The organism is Desulfosporosinus sp. I2, assembly GCF_000960765.1.
Lineage (GTDB): Bacteria > Bacillota > Desulfitobacteriia > Desulfitobacteriales > Desulfitobacteriaceae > Desulfosporosinus.
The window spans coordinates 36,109-58,491 of record NZ_JYNH01000006.1 but is presented as its reverse complement, the minus strand read 5'-3'; the positions used below and the strand labels follow the sequence as shown (position 1 = coordinate 58,491).

Sequence of the window (22,383 nt, the reverse complement as noted above, 5' to 3'; positions counted from 1 at the left end):
GTTTTCTGGTAAGTGGCTTAAAATAAATGAAGCTACAAAAAATAAGCGCAACAATTGTTGCGCTTATTCCTAAAACATGGGGCATGCAAAACATCATGTGTTGCATACCTTTTTTACTTCGACTTTAAGGGCTTTTAGTTTCCGATACAGTGTACTTCGATCGATTCCTAACCTTTTAGCCGCCTCTTTCTGATTATAGCCAGTCTCTTCTAATACCCGTAGAATTTCTGACTTTTCAGAGGTATCCTCTGGCAAATTTTCGCTAGGAGTTATAGGTTTCCTTACCGTCATGACTCCCAGCATATTCTCCAATAATTCAGCAGAAATTTCTCTTTCTTTAGTTATGAGCACAAATCGTTCCATCGCGTTCCGAAGTTGCCGGATATTACCTGGCCAGTCATAGGAGTTAATATACTCCTTCGCTTGCTTATTTAATTGAACATCTCTGCCAAACAGCTTGTTGTAAATACCCACGTAGTGTTCAGCAATGTAAACCGCATCTCCAAGCCGATCCCTTAAAGCTGGTGATTCTAGCGGAAGAACATTCAGCCGATAATAAAGATCCTCCCTAAATGTGCCCTCGCTAACCAACTGGAGCAGATCCTTATTCGTAGCAGCAATAATTCTTACGTCAATCGGTAAATATTTATCATCTCCCAGGCGCATGACTCGCCTTTCTTGAATAACACGCAGCAAACTAGTCTGAGCAATTTTATCCATTTCTGCAATTTCGTCTAAGAAGATCGTGCCTCCATGGGCCAATTCAAAGAAACCAGCCTTACCCTTTTTATTCGCGCCTGTAAAAGCTCCTTCAACATAGCCAAAGAGTTCACTCTCCAGTAGGCTAAATGGGATTGCCCCACAATTCACCGCCACAAAGGGGCTCTGCTTTCGCTTACTGGCATTGTGAATGCCCTGAGCAAATAATTCCTTCCCGGTCCCAGATCCGCCAAGAATCAAGACGGTCGCATCAACACCCGCGTATTCTTGAGCAATCCGTTTGGATTCAATAATTTGTGGTGATAATCCTCGAATGTCACTCAGCTGATACTGAGCAGTCAATCCCTTGCTATAAATACTTTTGCGAATCGTTGCTTCCATTTCCACAATTTGTCCTACATCTTCAATGGTGATCATGGCGCCGGTCACAACTTCGCCAATGATAATCGGGATAATGTTAGCAATGACTTTCTTATGGTTGATTTTTAGCAATTCGCCCCGTAAATCCTTTGCTTCTTTCAAGCAGCTATCGACAGGGAGAGAAGAGCAAACTGTTTCAATATTTTTCCCAGTTACCTCAAGCGCGCTATAGCCTAATAATCGTTCAGCAGCGCTATTAAAAACCTCTATCCGTTTTTCACTATCAATACTAATAATTCCCTGGGTGGAGTAATCCACTAAGACACGAAATTTCTGCATCCGTTCCTTCTCGAGGCGTCGGACATAAGACAGGGTTTCCGCTTGCTGAAAGGCTGTCCGAAACGAATCAATTCCTGATGTGAGTAATACCGTTTTTACACCCGCTTCCGTCGCTAAGGTCGTTGTGATCTTACCGCCAACCAAGACATCGGGCTTTTCCCGAAGGGCTCGTTCCACCATGCCGGGTATTTCTTCTTCCGTATCCACCTTATAAATAATTAATTGAATGTCCATTACCTTGGCAAAGACTTCAACGCTATAGATCATATTTTTAAAGGCCATTACAGCAATCTTCGGATTATCCAACCCCGTTAATTTCTTTGCTTTGACCAAGGCCTCCGCCAAATCTTGAACAGTGATCGGTATCTCAACCACAGGTATTTGAATACCAGACTTAGCGATAAGCTCAGCCGTTCCCCCGCGGCTAACGATGACGTCCGTCCCACTATTGACGGTTTTTTTGGCAATTTCCACACCATAGGCATGAATCCCAAGATAACACTTCACCTTATCTTCAAGCCCTAATTCTTCAATTGCCTTTTGACCCATAGCCAAAATCTTCTCAAACGGAGCTATAAAAGCGATCTTCTCCATGGGCACCACCTATTTCGAATTTTCTTCTATTATATCTCAAACAAAGACTGTTTGTACAAGCTTAGTATTAACTGGAAAATGCAACATTTGTAGCATCAAACACAAAGGTTGTCCCTACAGGTCATTTTATGCAGCTTTAGTGGGACGAGTTCACTTGGTCTATACGTCTCTATTTTTGGCATGCTGCTTGCATGTTATTTGATTAGCATAATTACTTATAATTGTAAAGGTGGTTTAAGGAAATGTCAGTTATTACGGAGATGCTCCAGAACATCCCTTTACCCAAGATGGCTAGAATACGCCAACAATTTCCTGCTATAGAAGTTAAGGATGTTGCGCAAACCCTCAGGGAACAAATCCGAAGACCGGAGATTAGCGGAAGTGTCAAAAAAGGAATGCGTATTGCCATTGCTGTTGGGAGTCGTGGGATGGCAGAACTTCCTCTCATCGTCCGAACTTTGGTAGACGAGTTAAAGGGACTTGAAGCCTCACCCTTTATTGTTCCGGCCATGGGCAGTCATGGCGGTGCAACGGCAGAAGGACAGCAGCAAGTCTTAGCTAATCTAGGAATAACCGAAGCTACGATCGGTTGCCCTATAATTTCGTCTATGGAAGTTGTTCAACTAGGGGTACTTGATATCGGACTACCTATCTTAATCGATAAACACGCGTTCGAAGCGGATGGCATTATCGTTGTTAACCGTATCAAAGCCCATAATGCTTTCACTGGACCCATCGAAAGCGGTCTTTCCAAGATGATTACCATCGGCTTAGGCAAACAAAAAGGTGCGGACTCCTGTCATGTCTTCGGCTTCACACGTATGGGCGAGTTCATCATGGAAATGACCAAGATAAAACTAGAGAAGGCATCCTTCATATTTGGGATTGGCACTGTGGAAAATGCCTATGATCGTATAGCAAAAATTGTAGCAGTACGACCTGAAGAAATTGTTGCTATGGACCAAAAGCTACTTATTGAGTCCAAAGCAAATCTTCCCAAAATTTTATTACAACACATTGACGTTCTCATCGTGGATCAGTTAGGTAAGGAGTTTTCGGGAGGGGGCATGGATTCACATACGATCGGTCGCGCCTCGACAACCTGTGTTGCTCCTACTGCTAAACCGCCTTCAAGACTGGTCGTGCTCGATGTTACAGACCGTAGTCACGGGAATACCTGTGGAATGGGTCTCGCGGATATCACCACCCGACGCCTGTTTAACAAGATCAACTTCGATATCACTTACGCCAATATTTTAACCTCGACAGCTACCCCCTCTGGGCGGATTCCTCTCATCATGGAGACAGATCGTTTAGCTATTCAAGCTACCATTAAAACCTGTGGTGTTTACGACTTAAGTCAACTTCGCCTAGTTCGCATTCCTAATTCGCTTCATCTTGATGAAATCTTTATTTCTGAAGCGATGCTCGCCGAGGCAGAGCAGCATGCGGATATCACGATACTTACTAAACCTGAGGACTTTTCGTTTGATTCGATAGGAAATCTGACAGACATTGGTTTCAAGCTAATACAGAAATAATTAAAAGACCCTCTTCAGGTCTCTTATCATTTCTTATAAACTTCTCCACGAGGAGCAATTTTGATGACACAAATTAATATGTTTTCATCATCTTTGCTAAATACAATTCTGTAATTACCAACTCTCAATCTGTAGTCATTAATATTTCCTTGCAATTTTTTCACATCCCCAAACGGAAGTTGGCTTATAGCATTAATGATTCTAACTTGAGTATTTCTATCCAATTTCTCTAAGTATTCAAGACAATCTTTTTCATACTTAATTTTGTATCTCATCTTTGCTTATCCCCAATTCTTGTAGAAGTTCATCTTGGTCAATAAATTGACCTTTTGCTTTTACTTCATTAAGATGGGACTGTTCTTCCGCAGCGATAAATTCATGTTCGGACTCATTAATTTCATCCCATTTCTTTTGGCTTTCTCTAACCTTTAACAATTCTGCTAAATCGATAATTGTTTTAATATTTTCAGGCTTTAACTCATCTTTTAAAATCTGCTCAATCTTTTGCGCTAAAGTCATACCGAATACCTCCCTAAATTTAACATCCATTTCACTTACAATTACTTACATATATTATATCATAAATTAATTGAAGATCATTAAGAATAATATAGCCGGGAAACTTGATATTTCCCGGCTGTATTTTATTTGTCCATGCTCATTACTAATTCATTAGCAATGTTTGGGCTATCCAGTCGCATGATACTTTCTTCGGCACTACCAAAACTCAAAAGGTTGATACTTCCATACCACACAATTCTTTGGTCAATGACGGCATATTTTTGGTGGATATTCGATTTGAAAACTAAACTTACTCCAGCCACTTGCAATATTACATCTTTCCTATTTGGCCACTGTCTCACATGTCCCTTGATCCTAGTGGGTCTAATAAGCATAAGCGAATACTTAAATTCATCATTAAGTTCAAGGAGATAATCTTTATGTACTCTCTTATCTGTATTGTGAAATATAAAATCTTTATGTTCAAGTGGGTGGATTTTTAAGACGTCTCTTTTGTAGCTCGTCCGATTTTAGACCAATAGTAACCAGGATCATATACATAATTTTCAATTTGGTAGTAATTTAATTGACACCCATTACATTCTATTTCAACAATATCCAGTAATTCTGGAACACTTCCATCTTCATAAATTGCATCCTCAACCTTGACTGCGTGAGAAACGCCACTATCTTGTGAAACGATTCTTATCCAATCACCTGTGCTCGTATCGATCCCTGCAATACATAAATTGTTATATTTCTTAGACTCCGCAAGTAGAATTATTTCTTTCCCCACACTCTCCCACTCCCCTTAGAAACTTTCCTACAAATGGACAATTTCTATATCTGAATCTGGGAATTCTCTCTTAATGAACTCTGCCACCAATCTCCTATGGCAATTCTCTGGAGTTGGTTCACTACATAATAGACAAATTACTTCTGATTCTATCGAGAAATCTTTAATCAAATTTCCATCGATATTCCTTTGACCTAATAATTCATTAAACCTCTTCTCGTATTGGTCCCATGAAATTTTCTTCTTTTTATAATCATCTAAAATATCTTTTGTCGGAGCAAAGCTAACATTATGCACATACTGTATATTGCATAACTTTTCCAGGAAATACTTCAAATCAGCTCCCTTAGTAAATCCTGCTAATTGAGAAATATTATTTAATCTAATATCAACGAGTTTTTGAATATTGCTTTTCCCTAATACTTCAAAAAATTGTTTAGCTGATTTCTTTGTAAATCCCAAAGTATACAATTTCAAATTATTCCAACCTCTTTTTCTTCTAATTTATACGCTATATCTTTATTTCTCAGGATATAGGCCTCGTGAACTAGATCTTCCCTCTTTTTTTCGCCTTCTAAAAAATCAAAGATATTAGCTTGATTTCTGTTTGGAAAGTAGTGATTTAATAGTCTTTCGATAAGTTCCTCCTGTGTCTCAGCACTTCCATCTTCAAGTATATTAGAAACGTCAAACTTCTCATCATTGAAAGCTCTACCGACTAAAATACTTCTATGACAATCAATTGGATCCTTTTCTGTACACATAAAAGCTATGTTAAATCCTTTATCCAAACCAGTTTTTACTCTGTTAAAACCAGATTGAAATAGACTACTCTTGATTACTTTGTTAAAGTCAAGAACGCCACTCGAATCGTATAAGGCTGTATCAGAACGCCTTGCTCCAAATTCCTCTCCCATAAAAATATACTGTTTCTGATTATTTTGTAAGATCTTTTTAATCTCAGAAATATTATATTGGGGTGCAAATCTTGAGTAAGGTGTACTTCTAACATCTATTAGACAATTTATATCGTACTTATTAAGCATGTCTACAAATCGTTCAACAGAATGAACTGAATGGCCAATAGTGTAAAGTTTCTGCACTTCAAGAACCCCCTTTTTAGTGCTTTTCTTATAGTATACCTTATTGATCTTATGAGCTAAACAATAATATTCAAATTAATAACATTTTTTTACAAACAACATATTTATTACTTAGCTACGGTTGTTGTAAGCAATGAATTCTTCGACCCGCATTTTGGGCACTTTTTATAAGTAATGGTCACCCTCACACCTCCTAATATCCTGGATAACGCTCCCACAACTCCTCGCCCTTTTGATATGTAATCAGCAAATCATCCGCTATTGTGATGATAATTTTCGGGGGGCAATCTGATTAATTTGTTTCAAACCTTTTCATATTTCGGGTAAACTAAATTCTTCCACCCCTCATAAATCATAACCATTGCTAAGGTATCCAGCTCACAATACTTCAACAATGCTTTCTCAATCTCCGTACGTTCATATTCCGACATCTCTTCGAATTGCATTCGAGCATAAGCTGTTAATGCCGCTCCCCCATCACGCAACTCATCACTATCGCTCAACACTGCGAAGTCCTTTTCCGAGATATCCTGAAACATATTAGGCAATAATTTATAGGGATCTAGTACCCTGTCTTCGACGTACTCAATCCATTTCCAGTTTCGATAATTCAAACTAGGGATACCGCTATCGGCGCCATAAATAGGGTTGGCGTATTTTTCTTGTAGGAATCGTGAACTATTCAAAATCGCTGGCAAAACCTGCTTAATGGAATTCGAGCCCTTCGTGGCGGGATCATAATAATAACGTTTGACAAGTTCGCACATATCGATCATATTACGGGGCCCTGCCACCCACTCTTTGCTCTTTTTTACTGGAGTTGTAATGGTACGAATGAAGCTACAGAGTTCCTCCCGATCGGGTATATCCTCTTGGTCTTCCCTCAATTGCCGATAAATCATATTTAAGTATGTGTTTTCATGCGCAGCATACCGGAAAATGCTCCCTTGATCCTGGTCTAATTCGTTTTTCAGACTTCTGAGAAAATCATAGTTGGGGAATACCCCTGGTGCCGTGTTAAGGTATTGTCCGCGATGTTCAATCCGCCCGTCTTTATGCACTACATGGTGGGAAAACTGAAAGGCAATGCCTTCATAAGGACGGTTAGATATCTGGGTCGCATAACCCAACCCCTCCCTCATCACCACTATACCAAGAGGCGAAGACAAATCGTTGTTTATTACTTATGAATTCAGCGGTGTCGATTATCGGTGCTATTGTCCTTGTAGACAACTATAATCCAAATTGACGGCGAAACATGGCGAAAGACTGAAATATGTCCAAAGAATTCCCCTACACTTCATAGTATAGGGGAACGTGGTTGCCAATATTTAATTGATATGCTGTTGAGCATCAGGGACAGTGCTCAGCGCCTCAGTTTGACCTAGCTCCGCTCCTCAGACGCTTCGGAATCAAAATGCAAGAAAAGCCTTGTAGTGGAACTATTTCAAAACTTCCAACGCACAAAACCTAGCATAACTGGCAGGACAACTTGATAACCAGGGGTTCTATTTATTGCTCTCCATCTTCAGAGGTCGTTTGCTTATATTTAATTTTTCGGGTGTAGTCTTTATTTGATTTATGGGGGCGTGTGCCAGTATTGAAGAGAGATCTTGTTCTAGGCTTACTGACTAGCTTTGATTTCTTTTTCATAATAGCCCACTTTTCTTTACTTTTTTTTCTTGTGGATAATATATTTTTCTCTAAGCCCATTAGAACGTTCAAATCCAATGTGTTCTTCTATTTGTAACCGACCTACTACAATACCAGGATGTATATCTATTTTATTTGCAAATCGCCTTATAGCTCCTTCTGAATAATCTTTACCGCTTAAGAATTCACTATAAGGGTCCATTGGTAATAAACTATTTCTGGCAAAATCATCCGCTTCTCTTTCTAAGATTTTATTTGTTTCATCCATTTCTTCAACATCTATGCCAACTATTAGCATTGTAATTTTTCTCTGTAAGACATGACCAATTTCATGGAACAAAGAGAACCAAAATATATCTGCGTACTTCCTTCTATTGTTGATCGCCAATATTACCTTTTCTTTATTAATCCATTTTACTGCCCCATTAACACCAGAATTCTTCAAGTGTGGTAGAACAACAAATGCAACACCACAAGATACCAATATTTCTGTCAATCTTGGCAAAAAATCCGCTGGATTCTGTAATGTCATTTTTCTAATTTCCTGCAAATAACTATTAAGCTTTCTTAAATCAAATGACTCTGTGTTTATCTGTTGACCAATATTTAAAGCGGTTTGAACCCAGGCATTTGAATTAATAACATTTTTCTCATTGATGACTGAAACGGCCGTTCTATAATTAACTAAAAAGTCGGTAGTCTTCAAGACATTAAATGATGCTATCTTAAAAAATTTCAATAACTCTTTAGCCTTATCCGCCGATTTTCTTACTATCGGTACTACTCCTAAATCAATAAAATAAGAGTAATCTATTAATTGAGCACAACCCGCTTCATAATCCTCAATTTTTCTGCGTTCAATCTCTATAACTTTCTCATTATAAGTTTTTGCAAGTTGAGCCACACATCTGTCGATGTGCCAAACATGATAGAAAGCTTTAAAGCAATTTCATTCGATAATTTGCTTTTTCCATTTAACAAATCGCTTAAATTTTTCCCGCTTGTTTCCAATCTTTTAGCAAACTCGTCTTGGGTAATCCCCATATCTTCAATAATCTCTTTTAGATAGTACCCTGGATGAAAAGCTACTAGCTCTTTATATTCAGCTTTACTCATAATGTTTTGTCACCTCCCAGACTAAAATTGCTGTGGTTGATTTGTATATAATATTTACATCAACGGTAGTGCTCCATCTATTACCTTCATGATCCAATGGAATTACAATTAAACGCCATCCTAATCTTCGCCCTAAATCCAAAGCAAATTGACCCTTTCTATCACGCTCTAACGGATGCAAATGATATATGCGCATGACTGAAATATCCATTAGATTTTTAGCATTATCGAGGAAATTGATTAAACTCAATAGCTTATCTGCAACCTCAACCCCAAAATCTTTTTTAGCTAAACAGTAATCTGAACATTGCTTTTGAAGTTTACCACTTCTATATTCTATGTTTATTATATTCCACCCCTTTATGTAATGCAATTAATTTTACCTTTTTGGTAATATTTTTTTAATATATATCTATACAATTTGCCTCATAATGCTATTCAGTTGTGCCATAATCCGCTACCCCTACAATGATTCTTCATGAGTTGCCAAATTCCTCCACCGAATACGATATGAATAAAAAAAGACTCTTAATTCAAGCGTCAGGAAATCGTTCAGACCGACAAAGGGTTACCGTTGCAACAGGCCGCTTGATATTTGAACGTCTCTGAAGACGATGGCAAAACTACAAAATAAACAGAATACAAAAGACGCTCATCTAGAGCGTCAGAACTAAAGCGGCTAAAACATAATTATTTTGTTTCATCACAAAATCTTATATACTTATTTACTGCTGTCCTTAAACTTGATAATCCATTTTTATCTTTCGGAAGATTTATTGTAACAGGAATTATACCAGCAGAATCTATCGATAGATTCTCAAGTATTGAAGCACATCTGTCTTGATTGTATTCATCTTCTAATAGCACCGATCTTTGCAAATATTCAGTAAGCGCGTGTTCTACACGTTTTGCTCTTGAAACATTATCTCTTGTTTGTCTTATATCCCTACCGTCAACAATTTCCAACCAATCAGTAAAAGCATTTTCCCTCATAACCTCTCACCACCTCAAACAAACTCGGTCACAATATGGGGAGCTAAAATTATCAATTTCAAGGCTAACAATCGCCCATTACTTTAGCGCAATATTCCACTTAGTTTGATACTTTTTGATTAGAATTCTTTCACGTTCTATGATCTCGATTTCATTCTCCAGAGATGCGATCCATAACTCAAGACCTTCACCCGCACTATTAATTTTACTGTTTATGTGGCAATTAGTGGCCTGTCCATCAATGTAGCAATTCTTTGGGCTGATATATCCATACCCAGTATTAATTCTTGAATAAAAGCTATCCCGGCATCTTCCTATATACTTCACTTCCCCTTGTGAAATATAGGAATACAAACCCTTTTGGTATAATACAGTCTCATCAATAATCTCGAATTTACAGTACTTCTCATCTCCATACGGATTCAAGAATTTTTTATAGAATTGATCATTATTCCCCTTCAAATGATGAAGAAAATCACCAAGGCTATAGTTTTTGTATCCTTGATAAATTCTTAGAATTTCATTAGTGACGGAGGCATTTGAAATCCGCACATTTCTTGGACTGTTTGTTCGTTAAGTTTTAGATCTTTGCGTAATTGAGCTGCCAGGAAACGCATCGTTTCAATGCGTTCAGTAAAGAGTACGATCCTGTCCTTGCTTGTTTTAACGTTCCAACCGTATTCCCCACTGTTCAGCAGTTTTAGCAATTGATGATAGCGCGAAAAAGAGGCCGGTTCGATTCTTACCAGAGCCGCTTTCAAATCTTCTAGTTTGGCTCCTTGCTCTAGATACTCTTGTCTTCGGCATCCTTCCCCTCCGTTTAGCATACTGGTAGTACCGCTCAGGATTGCGTCAAGGTCTGCATCCGACTTGGCTGGCATTATTCATCTGCTCGGTATTCCTATTATCATTACTCTTCTAAGAACTGAACATCTATTAATACTACATATAATCGTTCAGAAAACCTATGCATAGTGCAGGTCATTGTACTCTCATACTACCTTTTGAGACTTCTTTGGATCGCTGGACGGACCATGCCGCACGCACAGGAAAGTGCGGCTGCCAGTGGACTCGGCCTGCTGGCCGTCCGTCCCCGAATTCCCGCTCACGCTGGTCATACGCGGCCGGTGCCGAGGACCGCGAATTCCCTCCTACGTCGCTCATACGCGGACGGGTGGGAATCGTTCGCTCGGTGCTAGCCAGCAGAACATTCTATGCTGTGGCGAGAATGTCCTGCGGACTCCAGCTTTTTGGTTTTTGTCATCGTGTCCATGTGGCAGAGGCGAGCATATCCTCGGACTTTGCACTCCTGTAACAACTGGTTACTTCCCCCAATATAATAGGCTCCATATTCTCAAACTTTGACTTTTTCAATAGTTTGTCGGAGTTTTCAAGTAATTGATCCTAAATATCGTCATTAATACTTTCAAGATGCTTCAGTTCTAATTCTGCTCTATCAAATAACCAATATTTAACCGATGGAATGAGGTATCTAATTAACGCTAACCATTCAGCATAATTAACAGCAAGAGGGTTTCCTTGCCTTAAATATACTTTTCCAACATTTGCCGCACAAGCTATAGAATGAGAACTTAATAACATGGAACGGTATTTAGGATTACCTCCCACCATAAAAACAATATCGTCGTTTTCTACAAAATGACGGATCATTATATACATTCTTAAAATAATTTCAATTGATGCCGGAGTAATACTCATTTCCATCGCAGTATCTCTATTTGTAGAAAAGGCTGTTTCAATATCTTCAATTTTTTGAGTCATTTTAGTTACTATGTTATATTGAACATTAATAATGGGATGCAGATCATCTAACTCTTCCTGTGTTAGCATGCCGCGCAACCTTGTTTCTTAGAATTCTGAATTTGTCTCAACTTTTGTGCTTCGTTGGAATCGTAATTGAAGCTGTAACGATTCAAAGTCGTCAACTGCTGACATAGGTTCAGAGTCATAAGCAGCTATGGAGCAGCTTTCCTCCCGGGTCGGCCTGTTTTGAACCTGCACACAGCCTCCAGTTTAAAAATCTGGCGGTTTTGTCCTGGACTAATCTAGATTTGTCAGACCTGAAAACCAGCAATTTTTAATCATCTCCTCGGACACAGCTTCCACAACATCCTTCCAGTGCCGGACCGGTTCCTGCCCCAGTTCCGCCGGCACCGTCTCCGCTAACCGGGCTTGGCTGTCCCCACAGCGCTCTTTGACCTGCCGAACCGCTTGCTCTACCTGATCGTCGTAGTGATGTTGTTCCAACAGTTCCGCCGCAATCCTTTGGCCCAGTTTATCCTGAAGGCTTTGATCCAGGCTCTCCTGCATGATCCTTTCGGGGGGTATCACTTTGCCTTTATCGTGCAGTTGGATTTTTCCCTCCAACCAGGCCAGAAACTGGGGAGTACTCATGGCATTCAGTTCCACTCTGTAGTTCTGCAGCCATCTCTCCCACAAGGGATCAATATAGCTGGCCACGCCCTTCTTACGGCCGGATTTTTCCACCTTTTCCACCTCCAGCCCCATAGCGTGGGCTTCTTCAGGGTCTAAGCCCAGATTGATGATCTTCACTTTTCTGCCGGGCCTGGCACCGGTTTCATTCTGCAGGGTATCATAGATGATGGTGCCATAAGCGTCGGCGTCATGAATGCAGAAAAAGGTGATCTCTTCCTCTGAATTTTCCCCGAGGGCATCCAACAAATCCTTCACCGCCCGGCTGGCATAACCTTTACTGGTGAGCAAGGCCAGATCATATTTCTCCGGGATTTTCTTATCCTTGAGCACATTGAAGAAGCCCTCTTTTTCAATATACAGGACTTTGTTGAAGGTCCAGGCCGGCTTCTGATAATTTTCCACCGCGATGGTGCCGATGGGAATATCCTGACCGCAATGGGGGTGGTACAGCGTCCCCCGCTCATCCCGGTACATCAGCGGAATGTCGCCATGTTCCGCCTCATAACTGCCGATCAGATCCCGGCAGAAATAGGTGTAATCCGGTTCTTTCCCCGTTTCACGGATCACGTAGGGCCGGACGGCATAATAGAGCTGGCGCAGGCTGAAGCGGTATTCCCCGTTGCCGCTGGCTTTGGCTATAGCCTTTTCCAGGCATTCCGCCACAACTTCTTTCTGGGATTTTGTTTTAATCCCAGGGGTGGTCAGGGATTTTGGGGCTCTGCCCACCGCCTTTTTAATGCCGTCTCGAATCTCGTCGACGATGACCGAGAGATCTGGCTCTTTCCCGTCCGTCACAATGGGGATATAAGGTGTGATGATATTGATTAAAACAACGGCGGGCTTGGCCTTAACATTGCAGGTTAAGCCGCAGCCGAGAAGATTCAGCTCATTTTTGTTGTGGTAGATATTGACCTCGCCGGTCACCGGGGATTTGTTGAGTAATACCGTGAGATGAGGTGTATCGGAGAGCGCCGCATAGACTTCCAGGACAAAGGGTATTTCCGCCTCCTGGTTCCCTTTCATCGTCCTGACCTTAAAGACACCGGATGATTTACAGTAGCCCTTCCAGTAAACCAGCTGGCCGATCCGCCCCAGCCGCTCCGGATTAACATTTTTAACTTGGGCTCTCAGCTCACCCAAAAGCCCTTCTGTTTCGCTAAAGTCTAAGGCAGCGGCAGGTGTCTTGGAATAGTTAGCGGCTATTATCCCTGCTTTTCTGCCGGTACAGCCGTCAAATTGGGCGATCAGTTCCCTGACCGATCCGCTGAAGGATTGAAACAATTCAAAAAAGTTCTCGCTGGTATACCAATAGGGAGAGGTTTTTCCCCGGTAGGTTTCACCTTGGGCATAGTTTATCGCCAGGCGCGCCCAGTTTGAATCGATGGGCATTTTGCCTAAAGTCAAGCTGATTTTTGTCCCCTCTTCGTGATATGCGCCTAAGCATTCCGGGAGGGCCCTGCCGTCCTTTTGCCAATGGATTTTATAAGTTTTCCCTCGGGTGGAAACATAGAGTTCGCCGCCCGACGCTGCTACCGCCCCGGCTACCACGCGCAGGCCATTCCCCAGCGCTCCTCTGGTGGGCAATCTTAAATACTTAGAGGATCTGAGGGGCCTGTTGATGGAAAACAGTTCGGGATCCAGGCCGCTGCCGTGATCCTTGACATAAAAAAACTCCCCCCCATAACCAATTTCACAATCTCCGCCTAGATCTAGGGCATTGTCCACCAGTTCCTTACAAACCAACAGGGATAATTTGCTTTTAGGCACCCCTGCCTTTTGGGGCAGTGTCTCCATATTTCTGAACAATTTCCAGTCTTCCCGTTCAAATAGCATGCTCTGAATTCATTCCTTCTCAAAGAAATTACTGGAATATAATATGTTCAGGCTTCGAAAAATGTCAGACAACTTGGCAAATTACTCTGAAGCAATCCGTCCACTTGTCATGAAAGTGAAAGGAGCTGCCTTTTCATGAATGTCCTCAGACATCATTATGAGACAGCCCCCAATAATCTGTACTAAATTCCAATACGGCTTACAATTTGCCTCCTATAACAGCCAGCTGTAGTCCTGCCTGCAGTCTGCCACAACGTCGAGGAACGGGTGAGCACTCTTGATCCAGCCGCCCGGAGTAAATGACTTAAGATTGATGTAGATGTTTTCTTCCTTTACTGGGAGTTGTACCAGCCTTCGTGCCAGCCTCCAGCTCCACCTTATTTAATGGACCTCTTAAAAGTCGTGATCATGGATGGCTTCGCGCTCAAAAAGAACGAGCGAAAAATATTGATATTAATGACAAGAATATAAAGAGTGACCAATTGATGTTCCCGATGCGACCCGATAGCGACACTAGACATTAAGCGAAGCTCGTAAGAGACAAAAAAATACCGAAGACTCGTTTGCACTTTCTTCGGCATTATCATGCGACATGGCTGTATGAAAATGATGTACTAGACCAATCGAAAAATCATCGAGCTCCAATAAGAAGAAAGCAGATAGAACTAAGAGCAGGATATGAAAATAGACCATTTATTATGGTCTATTTTTTTTGGTCGGCATTTGGTCAACATTTGGGGTTTGACCTGCCTACCTTAAAAGGCTGAAAGCCTTGATAATACTGGTCGGAGCGACATGATTTGAACATGCGACCTCTACCACCCCAAGGTAGCGCTCTACCAAGCTGAGCCACGCCCCGATATATCGCCTCATTTGAAGGCTTTTAAAGGATACCATATTTGTTCAAAAACCGCAAGCCTAAGTTTGACCGATTACTTCAATCTTTCTAACCCCGGAGATTTCCCCAAGCCCAGCTAATAAATTCTCCGGAGTGTCTGCCATTCCAGCGGTTTCAATAGAAATCGAAACATTGGCAACTCCTTGGAGCGGAATCCCTTGATTAATAGTCAGGACATTACCTTTTACCGAGGCAATAAAATTCAGTACGTGAGATAGTACTCCAGCCTTATTTTCTAAAAGAAGGGAAATCGTTATGATTCTTTCCCGACTAGCCTCGTAAAACGGAAAGACGCCATCTTTATATTTATAATAGGCGCTTCGGCTAAGCCCAACGAGCTCTACAGCCTCATGAATTGTATAGACTTCTCCTTGAGCTAGGAGTTCTTTGACCTTAGCGGTTTTTAATATGGCTTCGGGCAAAATACTTTTACTAACCATTAGAAAATCATGAGTCTTGCCAGCCACCTAATCGCTCCTATCTATCTCAACGATCAATCCCTTAATGTTCTGACTTATTATAAGCCAATTTATGTGAGTTTGGCAAGAATAAGAACTGAAGTCTCTTAGCAAATCCCCACTCTTTTTTGGGCTAATACCTTCGCTTACTCGGCCAGGCCATGGGCTAGGTGCGGATTACCCTCCGTGCTGTTGCCTACCAACACTCCATCTAAAATCTTGGCTCCTTTTCCTTCTACCAAAACCGTCACTGGATTAATATCTAGACTTAACAAGGTATCCTCTGATTCCACGGCTAACTGACTCACACCCAAGAGGATTTCTACTAAGGCTTCTTGATCAACAGCAGGTCTTCCCCTGACCCCTTTCAAAAGAGCGGCCCCTTTAATATCCTCAAGCATTTTATGCGCGTCTGTTCTACTTAAAGGCACAGGTTTTAAGACCACGTCTTTGAGAACTTCTACAAAGATTCCACCCAACCCAAACATGATCTGCGTTCCTAAAACCGGATCTCTTTGTAGACCGATGATTACTTCTACTCCCGGTGGCACTTGTTCTTGAATGAGGATTCCATTGATCTTGGCTTGGGGATTGTAAACCAGGCCTCTTTCCATTATTTCGAGAAACTTAGTTTCTACTTCTTGTGCCGAACTGATATTAACGGCAACACCGCCCGCTTCGGTTTTATGCAAGATATCAGGTGAATCTATCTTCATGACTACCGGGTAGCCCATTTTTTCTGCTATAGCTACAGCTTCCTCAGCACTCTTGGCAACGTATTCTTTGGTAACTGGGAGCTCGTAGAGTTCTAATAATTCCTTGGTAGCGTGCTCACTTAGCGCTTGGCTACTTTCCTTAAGAACCTGTTGGATTTTGGCTTGTCGTATTTGGTTAATTTCGTCTGATACCGGTACTTTCCAAGCACGTTTAAAGCTGGCATAGCGGTGTAAAGCCCCAATTGCTTTAGCTGCTCGAGCTGGAGAGTTATACAAGGGGACTCCCGCATCTTTTAGAACATCAAAACCCGGTTTAGCTACTTGGCCAACACTCCAACTGACAATCAAAGGTTTCTCTGTCCCCAAGGCTGCATCGACAATATCCAGGCCAATTTTCTCAGCCAATTTTCCGGTAGCCATTGTGATGGCGACGATCAGCATATCTAATTCATCAGACGCTAAGAGGATTTTTAGGCACTTCTTAAACTCTTCTCCCTGGTTGAGGGATTGAGCTGTGACATCAACAGGGTTTTGGGCGCAGCCAAAGGCCGGTATGACCTTTCGTACTTCTTCTTGTAAAGCTTCACTTAATTGTGGTACTTGCAAACCCCATTCTTCTGAACGATCTGCTAGCAAGATACCAACTCCACCTGACATTGTTACAATCCCAATCCTAGCTCCTTGGGGCAATTTTCCGGGCACAAAGGCTTGGGCCAAGTCGATGATATCATCACTGTCATTAGCCTGGATGATACCCATTTTGTCAAAGTAACTTTTGTAGGCCGCTCCTGAACCTGTTAAGGCCGCCGTATGAGTGGCTGCCGCCTTTTGTCCACTGACAGAATTCCCGACTTTTAAAGCAATAATTGGTTTTCCGGCCTCAGCAGCTCTTTCTGCTGTTTTTTTGAAGGACTCTCCGTCTCTTAAACCCTCCAAATACGTAAGGATTACTTTAGTGTCCGAGTTTTCCACTACATAAGCCAACCCTTCACCAGCAGTTACATCCGCTTCATTGCCAGTAGTGATAACGTAGTTTACACCGACCCCGGCTTCTTGCAGGAGATTAAATAACATAAAACCGACAGCCCCACTTTGGGATACTAAGGCTACCGGCCCCGCCTTGATGCTGTCCAGTTCCATCGAAGCGCTAAAAGACGCGATCAGCCCAGAAGAAACATTTAAGATACCTAAACAGTTTGGTCCAATTATGCGCATTTGGAATTCTTGGGCGATCTTATTAATATCTTCTTGAATCACCTTCCCTTCTGCACCGGTTTCGGCGAAGCCAGATGAAAAAATGACAGCTCTTTTGATTCCTTTTGCGCCACAATCCCTTAAAATTCCTGGCACCCTTGCTGCTGTCACGGCAATCAGAGCCAAATCAACTTGTTCCGAAATAGCCCCTACCGAGGAATAACAGGTCAGCCCCTCAATTTCTTGATACTTTGGATTAACCGGATAAATCTGTCCATGATACTTGTGTTTTAACAAGTATTTTAGAATTTTGCCGTTAATAGTCTTAAAGTCCTGACTAGCTCCTATAATAGCCACACCTGTTGGTTCCATGAAATAGCGCATTCCTTTTTCCCCTCTCCTATGTCTTTTCATTGCAATGATCTCAAAAGCCCGCCAATTTTCCGGCAGGCTTCTGAGTTATGACACCTAATAGATTCTAATGTCGTTTTAGTCATCATCCTGCTTACTCTTCTAAAATTAGGAATTAGATATTGACTCCCTCAACATTTACGGAACTACGCTGGTATCGCTGCCAGAGGTAAACAAGTATTAATACCGTAATACCAATCGTATCTGTAATTAGGCCGGGCTTAATAAGGCCAAAGGCAGCAACAAATAATAATACTCTCTGCAAAATATTGGTCGTTTTTAGCATAAACCCTTGTACTGCACAGGCTAGCGCAATAATGCCCACAGTTGCTGTTACGACCGCCCAGAGAATCTCACCCAAACTCCCCTGCGCTATTAAAGCTGGGGAATAAATCCAAATGAAGGGAATGATAAACCCAGCTGATGCTAAGCGAGCTGCGGCCCATCCCGTTTGACTTGGACTAGAACCAGCAATCCCTGCTCCTGTGAAGGCAGCCAAGGCCACAGGGGGGGTAACATTAGAGATATTGCCAAAGTAAAATACGAACAGGTGAGCGGCCAATGGAGCGATCCCTAGTTTGAGCAGAGCAGGGGCGGCAATCGTAGCCCCCACGATGTAAACTGCGGTAGTAGGCATGCCCATCCCTAAAATAATAGCGGTAATCATTGTCAAGACCAAAGTGGCAAATAAATTGCCGTGAGCAAAGGAGATCATGTTATCGCCTAGTGTAATGCCTAGGCTGGTCAGAGAGGATACTCCGACGATAAAACCGACGACTGCTGTAGCAATGGCTACCCCAATACTCGCTTTAGCCCCCATTTCCAAGGCCATCAATAGCCCGCGCCAGCTCATCCGTGTCGTTTTACGCAAAAAGCTGGCCCCGATCGCCACTAGAATCCCATAAAAAGCCGCATAAGTGGGCGTTACACCTTTCATAAGTAAGTAAACGATAGCCACGAGCGGCAATACGAGATGACCACGCTCTTTTAAGACTACTTTCATGATTGGTAATTTATCACGCGACACGCCTTTTAATCCAGTCTTAAGGGCTTCTAAGTGTACCATAGCAAATACCGCTAAGTAATAGAGAAACGCAGGAATCAGCGCGGCAAGCATAATGTTTTTATAGGGAATATTTAAAAATTCCGCCATGATAAAAGCAGCTGCACCCATAACTGGAGGCATTAACTGACCGCCCGTGGAAGCTACTGCTTCAACCGCACCAGCAAAATGAGGCTTATAGCCAACGCTTTTCATCAGGGGTATGGTAAAAGCACCGGTGGTTGCTACGTTGGCTACTGCGCTGCCACTGATGGTTCCCATAATTCCACTGGCAAATACGGCGACCTTGGCTGGTCCACCCGGTGAGGTTCCGGCCATGGCCATAGATGAATCATTAATCAACTTGGCCATCCCTGTTTCTCCTAAAAAAGCACCGAATAACACAAAGAGGAAAATAAAGGTGGCCGATACACCCAAGGCGACACCAAAAATACCTTCTGAGCCCAGGTACATGTGGGCAATAATCCGATTCAGGCTAAAACCGCTGTGACCAAAGGTACCTGGGACGTATTCTCCGAAGTAGGCATAGATGAGAAATATTACGCCAAGGATTGGTAACTCTTTGCCTAGCGCTCGGCGTCCCGCTTCTAACACAACTAGGATACCTAAGGCACCCACGATGTAATCCCTGGTAATCGGTAGACCACCACGAGTTGCTAATTGGTCGTTGGCAAATACCATATAGAGCCCAGCTACCAAACTTAGAGCGACCATTACCCAGTCAAAAATGCCCGGTTTGCCCCGCATCCCTTTCTTAGTGGCAGGATAAAGCAGGAAAATCAGCACCATGACAAAGGTCAGGTGAATAGACCGTAACTTAATGGCCTCAAGCGAACCAATACCCGCTACCCACAAATGAAAAAGAGAAAATGAAATAGCTATTGTCGAGACCAAGATCGCAAGTTTTGATTTGGGTTTAAACTTCCGGAATTGAGATTCTTTGTCGTATTTTTCCAGAAATTCTTGGACTACTTCTTCTGAGGCAATTTCATCTGCAGATAATCTCGTGACCAGCTTATCGTCACTTTTTCCTAGTTGGTCGTTCATTGTAGTTAACCACCTTCTTTACTTGATCACACCAATTTCCTTGAAGTACTTAATTGAACCAGGATGCAACGGAATAGGTCCCATCCCTTTATTGGAATCTTCTTTCTTGATGTACTTGGTGATAGCGTGAGCATTCAACAGATCCGGTAAGTTTTCATAAATTCCTTTAGTAAGTTTATAGACTAAATCTTCGCTGAGATCAGCCCGTGTAATTAAGAGATTGGCTAAAGCTACAGTGTGCACATCTTCGTCCTGCCCCTTGTAGGTACCTTTGGGAATTACATACTCATAGTAGAACGGATACTTGGCGATAATTTGCTTGATCACGTCCGGTTCAATAGAAATCACCTTGATGTCAATTGTATTGGAGACATCCATGATCGCTGCCAATGGCACGGCACCGGAGAAATTAGCAGCATCACACTGTTTGTTCTTTAACAGCTCACTCGCCTCAGTAAATCCGACGTAGTCGGCCTTCACATTACCCTTATCCTTATCCCAGAAATTTAGCCCGTATTCACCCAAAACCTCTTTGGAATTTGTTACTGTCCCGCTGCCCGTGGCCCCTGGAGCAAATCTCTTGCCATCCAGATTCTTGAGCGAGGTAATTCCTGAATCCTTACGCACTACAATTTGGGTCACATTAGGATATAGGAACGTCATGCCACGCAAATCTTTGTTGGCCCGACCCTTAAATGTATCCTGACCTTCATAGGCATATACTGCAACATTGGCCATCGTAAAAGCAACTTCCGCTTCCTTTTGTTGCAAGAAATTCATATTTGCTGCACTAGCCTCAGTTGACTGGGCCGAAGCTTTAACCCCTGGAACCTTGTCAGACCATATCTTAGCCATGGCATTTCCAATCGGATAGTAAGCACCTGAAGTAGTTCCTGTAGCAATATTTACTTTTTGTATTTTTCCAGTATCACCTTGATCTGAACCTGCAGGGGCCTTGGCAGTTTGACTTCCACACCCTGTCATAGCAAGAGCAATAACCGCAATCATTATTATGCTTAGCAATTTACGCATTAAATTCGCCCTCCTCATAATTTTTTTGAACTTAAACTTAAATAAGTCTAAACATTCTGTTCTCTAGCGCCCCCTCTCTTTTAATAATCTTTATAAACACTGACCTTGTAGGCTGATAGCCAAATTACCAGTGTTTAGTAATTGTAAAGTTATATAATATTTTATTAATTTAAAAATATTATTAATAATCAGAAAACTAAATTTAAAAATAATTGACGTTTTACTGACTTAAGAACTTTTTTAGGTTCTAGAAACAATATCGCGCCATTATAAAAGCTTATCTTAGAAACGTCAACATAACCGATGCGGCAATTAAAGTACCTATTACACCTGCGACGTTAGGACCCATGGCATGCATTAATAGATAATTTTGACGGTTTTCTTCAGCCCCTACTTTATGTACTACCCTAGCAGCCATCGGTACGGCAGAAACCCCCGCCGCACCGATCAATGGATTGATCTTCTCTTTTAAGAAAAGGTTCATAAGCTTTGCTAAGAGAACTCCGGACGCAGTAGCAACTGCAAACGCAAATAATCCTAGAATAAAAATGAAGATAACGTCTCGCTTCAGAAAAACTTCGGCGGTCATGGTGGCTCCAACGGAAACCCCTAATAAAATAGTCACTGTATTCATGATTTCATTTTGGGCTGCTTTCGTTAGCCTTTCAACGACCCCTGATTCCTTAAATAAGTTACCAAGCATAAACATGGCAATTAATGAAGCTGAAGCAGGCACTATTAACATAATTAAAATTGCTGTAACCACTGGAAAAAAAATCTTTTCCAGTTTACTTACTGGACGCAATTTTTTCATAATAATTCTTCGCTCAGCCTTAGTTGTCAACAATTTCATAATCGGAGGTTGAATGATGGGGACTAAGGCCATATAGGAATATGCGGCTACAGCCACCGGGCCAAGTAGGTGGGGCGCTAAATGAGACGTAAGATATATTGTTGTCGGGCCGTCTGCTCCCCCGATAATCGCTATTGACGCAGCTTCTTTCATATCGAACCCAAAAAACAGAGCTGCAAAAAAGGTAATGTAAACTCCTACTTGTGCACCACCACCGAGCAGTAATGTTTTGGGATTTGCGATTAACGGGCCGAAATCAGTCATCGCTCCTAAGCCAAGAAAAATCAAAGGAGGAATAATTTCCCACTCTATTCCGAAATGATAAAAAATCCAAATAAGTCCACTTTCCGGCTTCATCAAAAATGTTAGGGGTAAATTAACCACTAGAATTCCGAAAGAAATTGGTAATAAAAGCAGGGGTTCATATCCCTTTTTGATGGCCAGATACATTAAAGTAAAGGAGATTATCCACATAACCAAATTTCCGAAGGTAAGATGATAAAACCCGCTCGAAGTAACCAGTTCCTGCAACACCTTTTCCATATATAAATTTCTCCTTCTTTCTAATATATCTAACCTATTCTTTAGCTTTTTCTAGATGTCGTTCGAAATATCTAACCACAATTGAACTAACACTGACTGTAATTTGTAGCATGAACATGACAAGCATTACAATACTAACGCCACTTATAAAAATCTGGAGCG

At 41.7% G+C, this 22,383-nt stretch carries 22 protein-coding genes and 1 tRNA gene; 1 reads left to right on the top strand and 22 read right to left on the bottom strand.

The window, feature by feature from the left end; all coding sequences use genetic code 11:
- Positions 1 to 93 precede the first annotated feature (93 nt).
- Positions 94 to 2,013, bottom strand: a complete 1,920-nt coding sequence (locus UF75_RS03075; RefSeq protein WP_045573126.1) for a sigma-54-dependent Fis family transcriptional regulator — start codon at positions 2,011 to 2,013, stop codon at positions 94 to 96.
- 242 nt (positions 2,014 to 2,255) lie between these two features.
- Between UF75_RS03075 and UF75_RS03070 the strand changes: the two genes are divergently transcribed.
- Positions 2,256 to 3,554 (top strand): lactate racemase domain-containing protein, encoded by a 1,299-nt coding sequence (locus tag UF75_RS03070; RefSeq protein ID WP_045573125.1) that lies wholly within the window; start codon positions 2,256 to 2,258, stop codon positions 3,552 to 3,554.
- Between the two features lie 26 nt (positions 3,555 to 3,580).
- Here the strand turns inward: UF75_RS03070 and UF75_RS03065 are convergent, their stop codons facing one another.
- From UF75_RS03065 to UF75_RS02975, 21 genes are all read right to left on the bottom strand, one after another.
- The gene (locus UF75_RS03065) at positions 3,581 to 3,829 is read right to left on the bottom strand and encodes a type II toxin-antitoxin system RelE/ParE family toxin (protein ID WP_045573124.1); all 249 of its coding nucleotides are present in this window, start codon (positions 3,827 to 3,829) and stop codon (positions 3,581 to 3,583) included.
- The gene (locus UF75_RS03060; protein ID WP_045573123.1) at positions 3,813 to 4,073 is read right to left on the bottom strand and encodes a hypothetical protein; all 261 of its coding nucleotides are present in this window, start codon (positions 4,071 to 4,073) and stop codon (positions 3,813 to 3,815) included. The genes UF75_RS03065 and UF75_RS03060 overlap by 17 nt, the downstream gene beginning before the upstream one ends.
- Before the next feature lie 125 nt (positions 4,074 to 4,198).
- Positions 4,199 to 4,450: a hypothetical protein gene (locus tag UF75_RS26105; protein ID WP_348983021.1), complete on the bottom strand. Its 252-nt coding sequence runs from the start codon at positions 4,448 to 4,450 to the stop codon at positions 4,199 to 4,201.
- Positions 4,451 to 4,554: 104 nt separating this feature from the next.
- Positions 4,555 to 4,851 (bottom strand): hypothetical protein, encoded by a 297-nt coding sequence (locus tag UF75_RS03055; protein ID WP_052692972.1) that lies wholly within the window; start codon positions 4,849 to 4,851, stop codon positions 4,555 to 4,557.
- A 27-nt stretch (positions 4,852 to 4,878) separates the two neighbouring features.
- Positions 4,879 to 5,328: a DUF488 domain-containing protein gene (locus UF75_RS03050; protein ID WP_045573122.1), complete on the bottom strand. Its 450-nt coding sequence runs from the start codon at positions 5,326 to 5,328 to the stop codon at positions 4,879 to 4,881.
- Complete coding sequence (locus UF75_RS03045) at positions 5,325 to 5,954, bottom strand: DUF488 domain-containing protein (RefSeq protein ID WP_045573121.1); 630 nt, start codon at positions 5,952 to 5,954, stop codon at positions 5,325 to 5,327. The genes UF75_RS03050 and UF75_RS03045 overlap by 4 nt, the downstream gene beginning before the upstream one ends.
- 302 nt (positions 5,955 to 6,256) lie before the next feature.
- Positions 6,257 to 7,084: a DUF2779 domain-containing protein gene (locus tag UF75_RS03040; RefSeq protein ID WP_052692971.1), complete on the bottom strand. Its 828-nt coding sequence runs from the start codon at positions 7,082 to 7,084 to the stop codon at positions 6,257 to 6,259.
- A gap of 539 nt (positions 7,085 to 7,623) precedes the next feature.
- A complete protein-coding gene (locus UF75_RS03035) occupies positions 7,624 to 8,511 on the bottom strand; it encodes an ImmA/IrrE family metallo-endopeptidase (protein WP_242860089.1) in 888 nt (295 codons plus the stop codon).
- Positions 8,472 to 8,723: a HigA family addiction module antitoxin gene (locus tag UF75_RS29815; RefSeq protein WP_242860088.1), complete on the bottom strand. Its 252-nt coding sequence runs from the start codon at positions 8,721 to 8,723 to the stop codon at positions 8,472 to 8,474. The genes UF75_RS03035 and UF75_RS29815 overlap by 40 nt, the downstream gene beginning before the upstream one ends.
- Complete coding sequence (locus UF75_RS03030; protein WP_052692970.1) at positions 8,716 to 9,096, bottom strand: hypothetical protein; 381 nt, start codon at positions 9,094 to 9,096, stop codon at positions 8,716 to 8,718. The genes UF75_RS29815 and UF75_RS03030 overlap by 8 nt, the downstream gene beginning before the upstream one ends.
- A gap of 317 nt (positions 9,097 to 9,413) precedes the next feature.
- A complete protein-coding gene (locus UF75_RS03025; RefSeq protein WP_045573120.1) occupies positions 9,414 to 9,716 on the bottom strand; it encodes a hypothetical protein in 303 nt (100 codons plus the stop codon).
- Positions 9,717 to 9,794: 78 nt separating this feature from the next.
- The gene (locus tag UF75_RS03020) at positions 9,795 to 10,142 is read right to left on the bottom strand and encodes a hypothetical protein (RefSeq protein WP_156146189.1); all 348 of its coding nucleotides are present in this window, start codon (positions 10,140 to 10,142) and stop codon (positions 9,795 to 9,797) included.
- An 86-nt stretch (positions 10,143 to 10,228) separates the two neighbouring features.
- The gene (locus tag UF75_RS03015) at positions 10,229 to 10,597 is read right to left on the bottom strand and encodes a hypothetical protein (protein WP_045573119.1); all 369 of its coding nucleotides are present in this window, start codon (positions 10,595 to 10,597) and stop codon (positions 10,229 to 10,231) included.
- Positions 10,598 to 11,120: 523 nt separating this feature from the next.
- Complete coding sequence (locus UF75_RS03010) at positions 11,121 to 11,567, bottom strand: hypothetical protein (protein ID WP_045573118.1); 447 nt, start codon at positions 11,565 to 11,567, stop codon at positions 11,121 to 11,123.
- Between the two features lie 210 nt (positions 11,568 to 11,777).
- A complete protein-coding gene (locus tag UF75_RS03005) occupies positions 11,778 to 14,006 on the bottom strand; it encodes a hypothetical protein (protein ID WP_045573117.1) in 2,229 nt (742 codons plus the stop codon).
- Between the two features lie 782 nt (positions 14,007 to 14,788).
- Positions 14,789 to 14,865: transfer RNA gene (locus tag UF75_RS03000), tRNA-Pro, on the bottom strand.
- A 59-nt stretch (positions 14,866 to 14,924) separates the two neighbouring features.
- Positions 14,925 to 15,371 (bottom strand): ACT domain-containing protein, encoded by a 447-nt coding sequence (locus UF75_RS02995; protein ID WP_045573116.1) that lies wholly within the window; start codon positions 15,369 to 15,371, stop codon positions 14,925 to 14,927.
- Positions 15,372 to 15,508: 137 nt separating this feature from the next.
- A complete protein-coding gene (locus UF75_RS02990) occupies positions 15,509 to 17,656 on the bottom strand; it encodes an acetate--CoA ligase family protein (protein WP_045573115.1) in 2,148 nt (715 codons plus the stop codon).
- 142 nt (positions 17,657 to 17,798) lie between these two features.
- A complete protein-coding gene (locus tag UF75_RS02985) occupies positions 17,799 to 19,793 on the bottom strand; it encodes a TRAP transporter permease (RefSeq protein WP_045573114.1) in 1,995 nt (664 codons plus the stop codon).
- Between the two features lie 18 nt (positions 19,794 to 19,811).
- The gene (locus tag UF75_RS02980; protein WP_045573113.1) at positions 19,812 to 20,825 is read right to left on the bottom strand and encodes a TAXI family TRAP transporter solute-binding subunit; all 1,014 of its coding nucleotides are present in this window, start codon (positions 20,823 to 20,825) and stop codon (positions 19,812 to 19,814) included.
- Between the two features lie 277 nt (positions 20,826 to 21,102).
- Positions 21,103 to 22,221: a sodium ion-translocating decarboxylase subunit beta gene (locus UF75_RS02975; RefSeq protein ID WP_045573112.1), complete on the bottom strand. Its 1,119-nt coding sequence runs from the start codon at positions 22,219 to 22,221 to the stop codon at positions 21,103 to 21,105.
- Between the last annotated feature and the right edge of the window lie 162 nt (positions 22,222 to 22,383).

Bases quoted from the DNA above. Each gene is read 5' to 3' on its own strand.
- UF75_RS03075 (WP_045573126.1), bottom strand. From the start codon at position 2,013: ATGGAGAAGATCGCTTTTATAGCTCCGTTTGAGAAGATTTTGGCTATG.
- UF75_RS03070 (WP_045573125.1), top strand. From the start codon at position 2,256: ATGTCAGTTATTACGGAGATGCTCCAGAACATCCCTTTACCCAAGATG.
- UF75_RS03065 (WP_045573124.1), bottom strand. From the start codon at position 3,829: ATGAGATACAAAATTAAGTATGAAAAAGATTGTCTTGAATACTTAGAG.
- UF75_RS03060 (WP_045573123.1), bottom strand. From the start codon at position 4,073: ATGACTTTAGCGCAAAAGATTGAGCAGATTTTAAAAGATGAGTTAAAG.
- UF75_RS26105 (WP_348983021.1), bottom strand. From the start codon at position 4,450: ATGCTTATTAGACCCACTAGGATCAAGGGACATGTGAGACAGTGGCCA.
- UF75_RS29815 (WP_242860088.1), bottom strand. From the start codon at position 8,723: ATGAGTAAAGCTGAATATAAAGAGCTAGTAGCTTTTCATCCAGGGTAC.
- UF75_RS03025 (WP_045573120.1), bottom strand. From the start codon at position 9,716: ATGAGGGAAAATGCTTTTACTGATTGGTTGGAAATTGTTGACGGTAGG.
- UF75_RS03015 (WP_045573119.1), bottom strand. From the start codon at position 10,597: ATGCCAGCCAAGTCGGATGCAGACCTTGACGCAATCCTGAGCGGTACT.
- UF75_RS03010 (WP_045573118.1), bottom strand. From the start codon at position 11,567: ATGCTAACACAGGAAGAGTTAGATGATCTGCATCCCATTATTAATGTT.
- UF75_RS03005 (WP_045573117.1), bottom strand. From the start codon at position 14,006: ATGCTATTTGAACGGGAAGACTGGAAATTGTTCAGAAATATGGAGACA.
- UF75_RS02990 (WP_045573115.1), bottom strand. From the start codon at position 17,656: ATGCGCTATTTCATGGAACCAACAGGTGTGGCTATTATAGGAGCTAGT.
- UF75_RS02985 (WP_045573114.1), bottom strand. From the start codon at position 19,793: ATGAACGACCAACTAGGAAAAAGTGACGATAAGCTGGTCACGAGATTA.
- UF75_RS02980 (WP_045573113.1), bottom strand. From the start codon at position 20,825: ATGCGTAAATTGCTAAGCATAATAATGATTGCGGTTATTGCTCTTGCT.
- UF75_RS02975 (WP_045573112.1), bottom strand. From the start codon at position 22,221: ATGGAAAAGGTGTTGCAGGAACTGGTTACTTCGAGCGGGTTTTATCAT.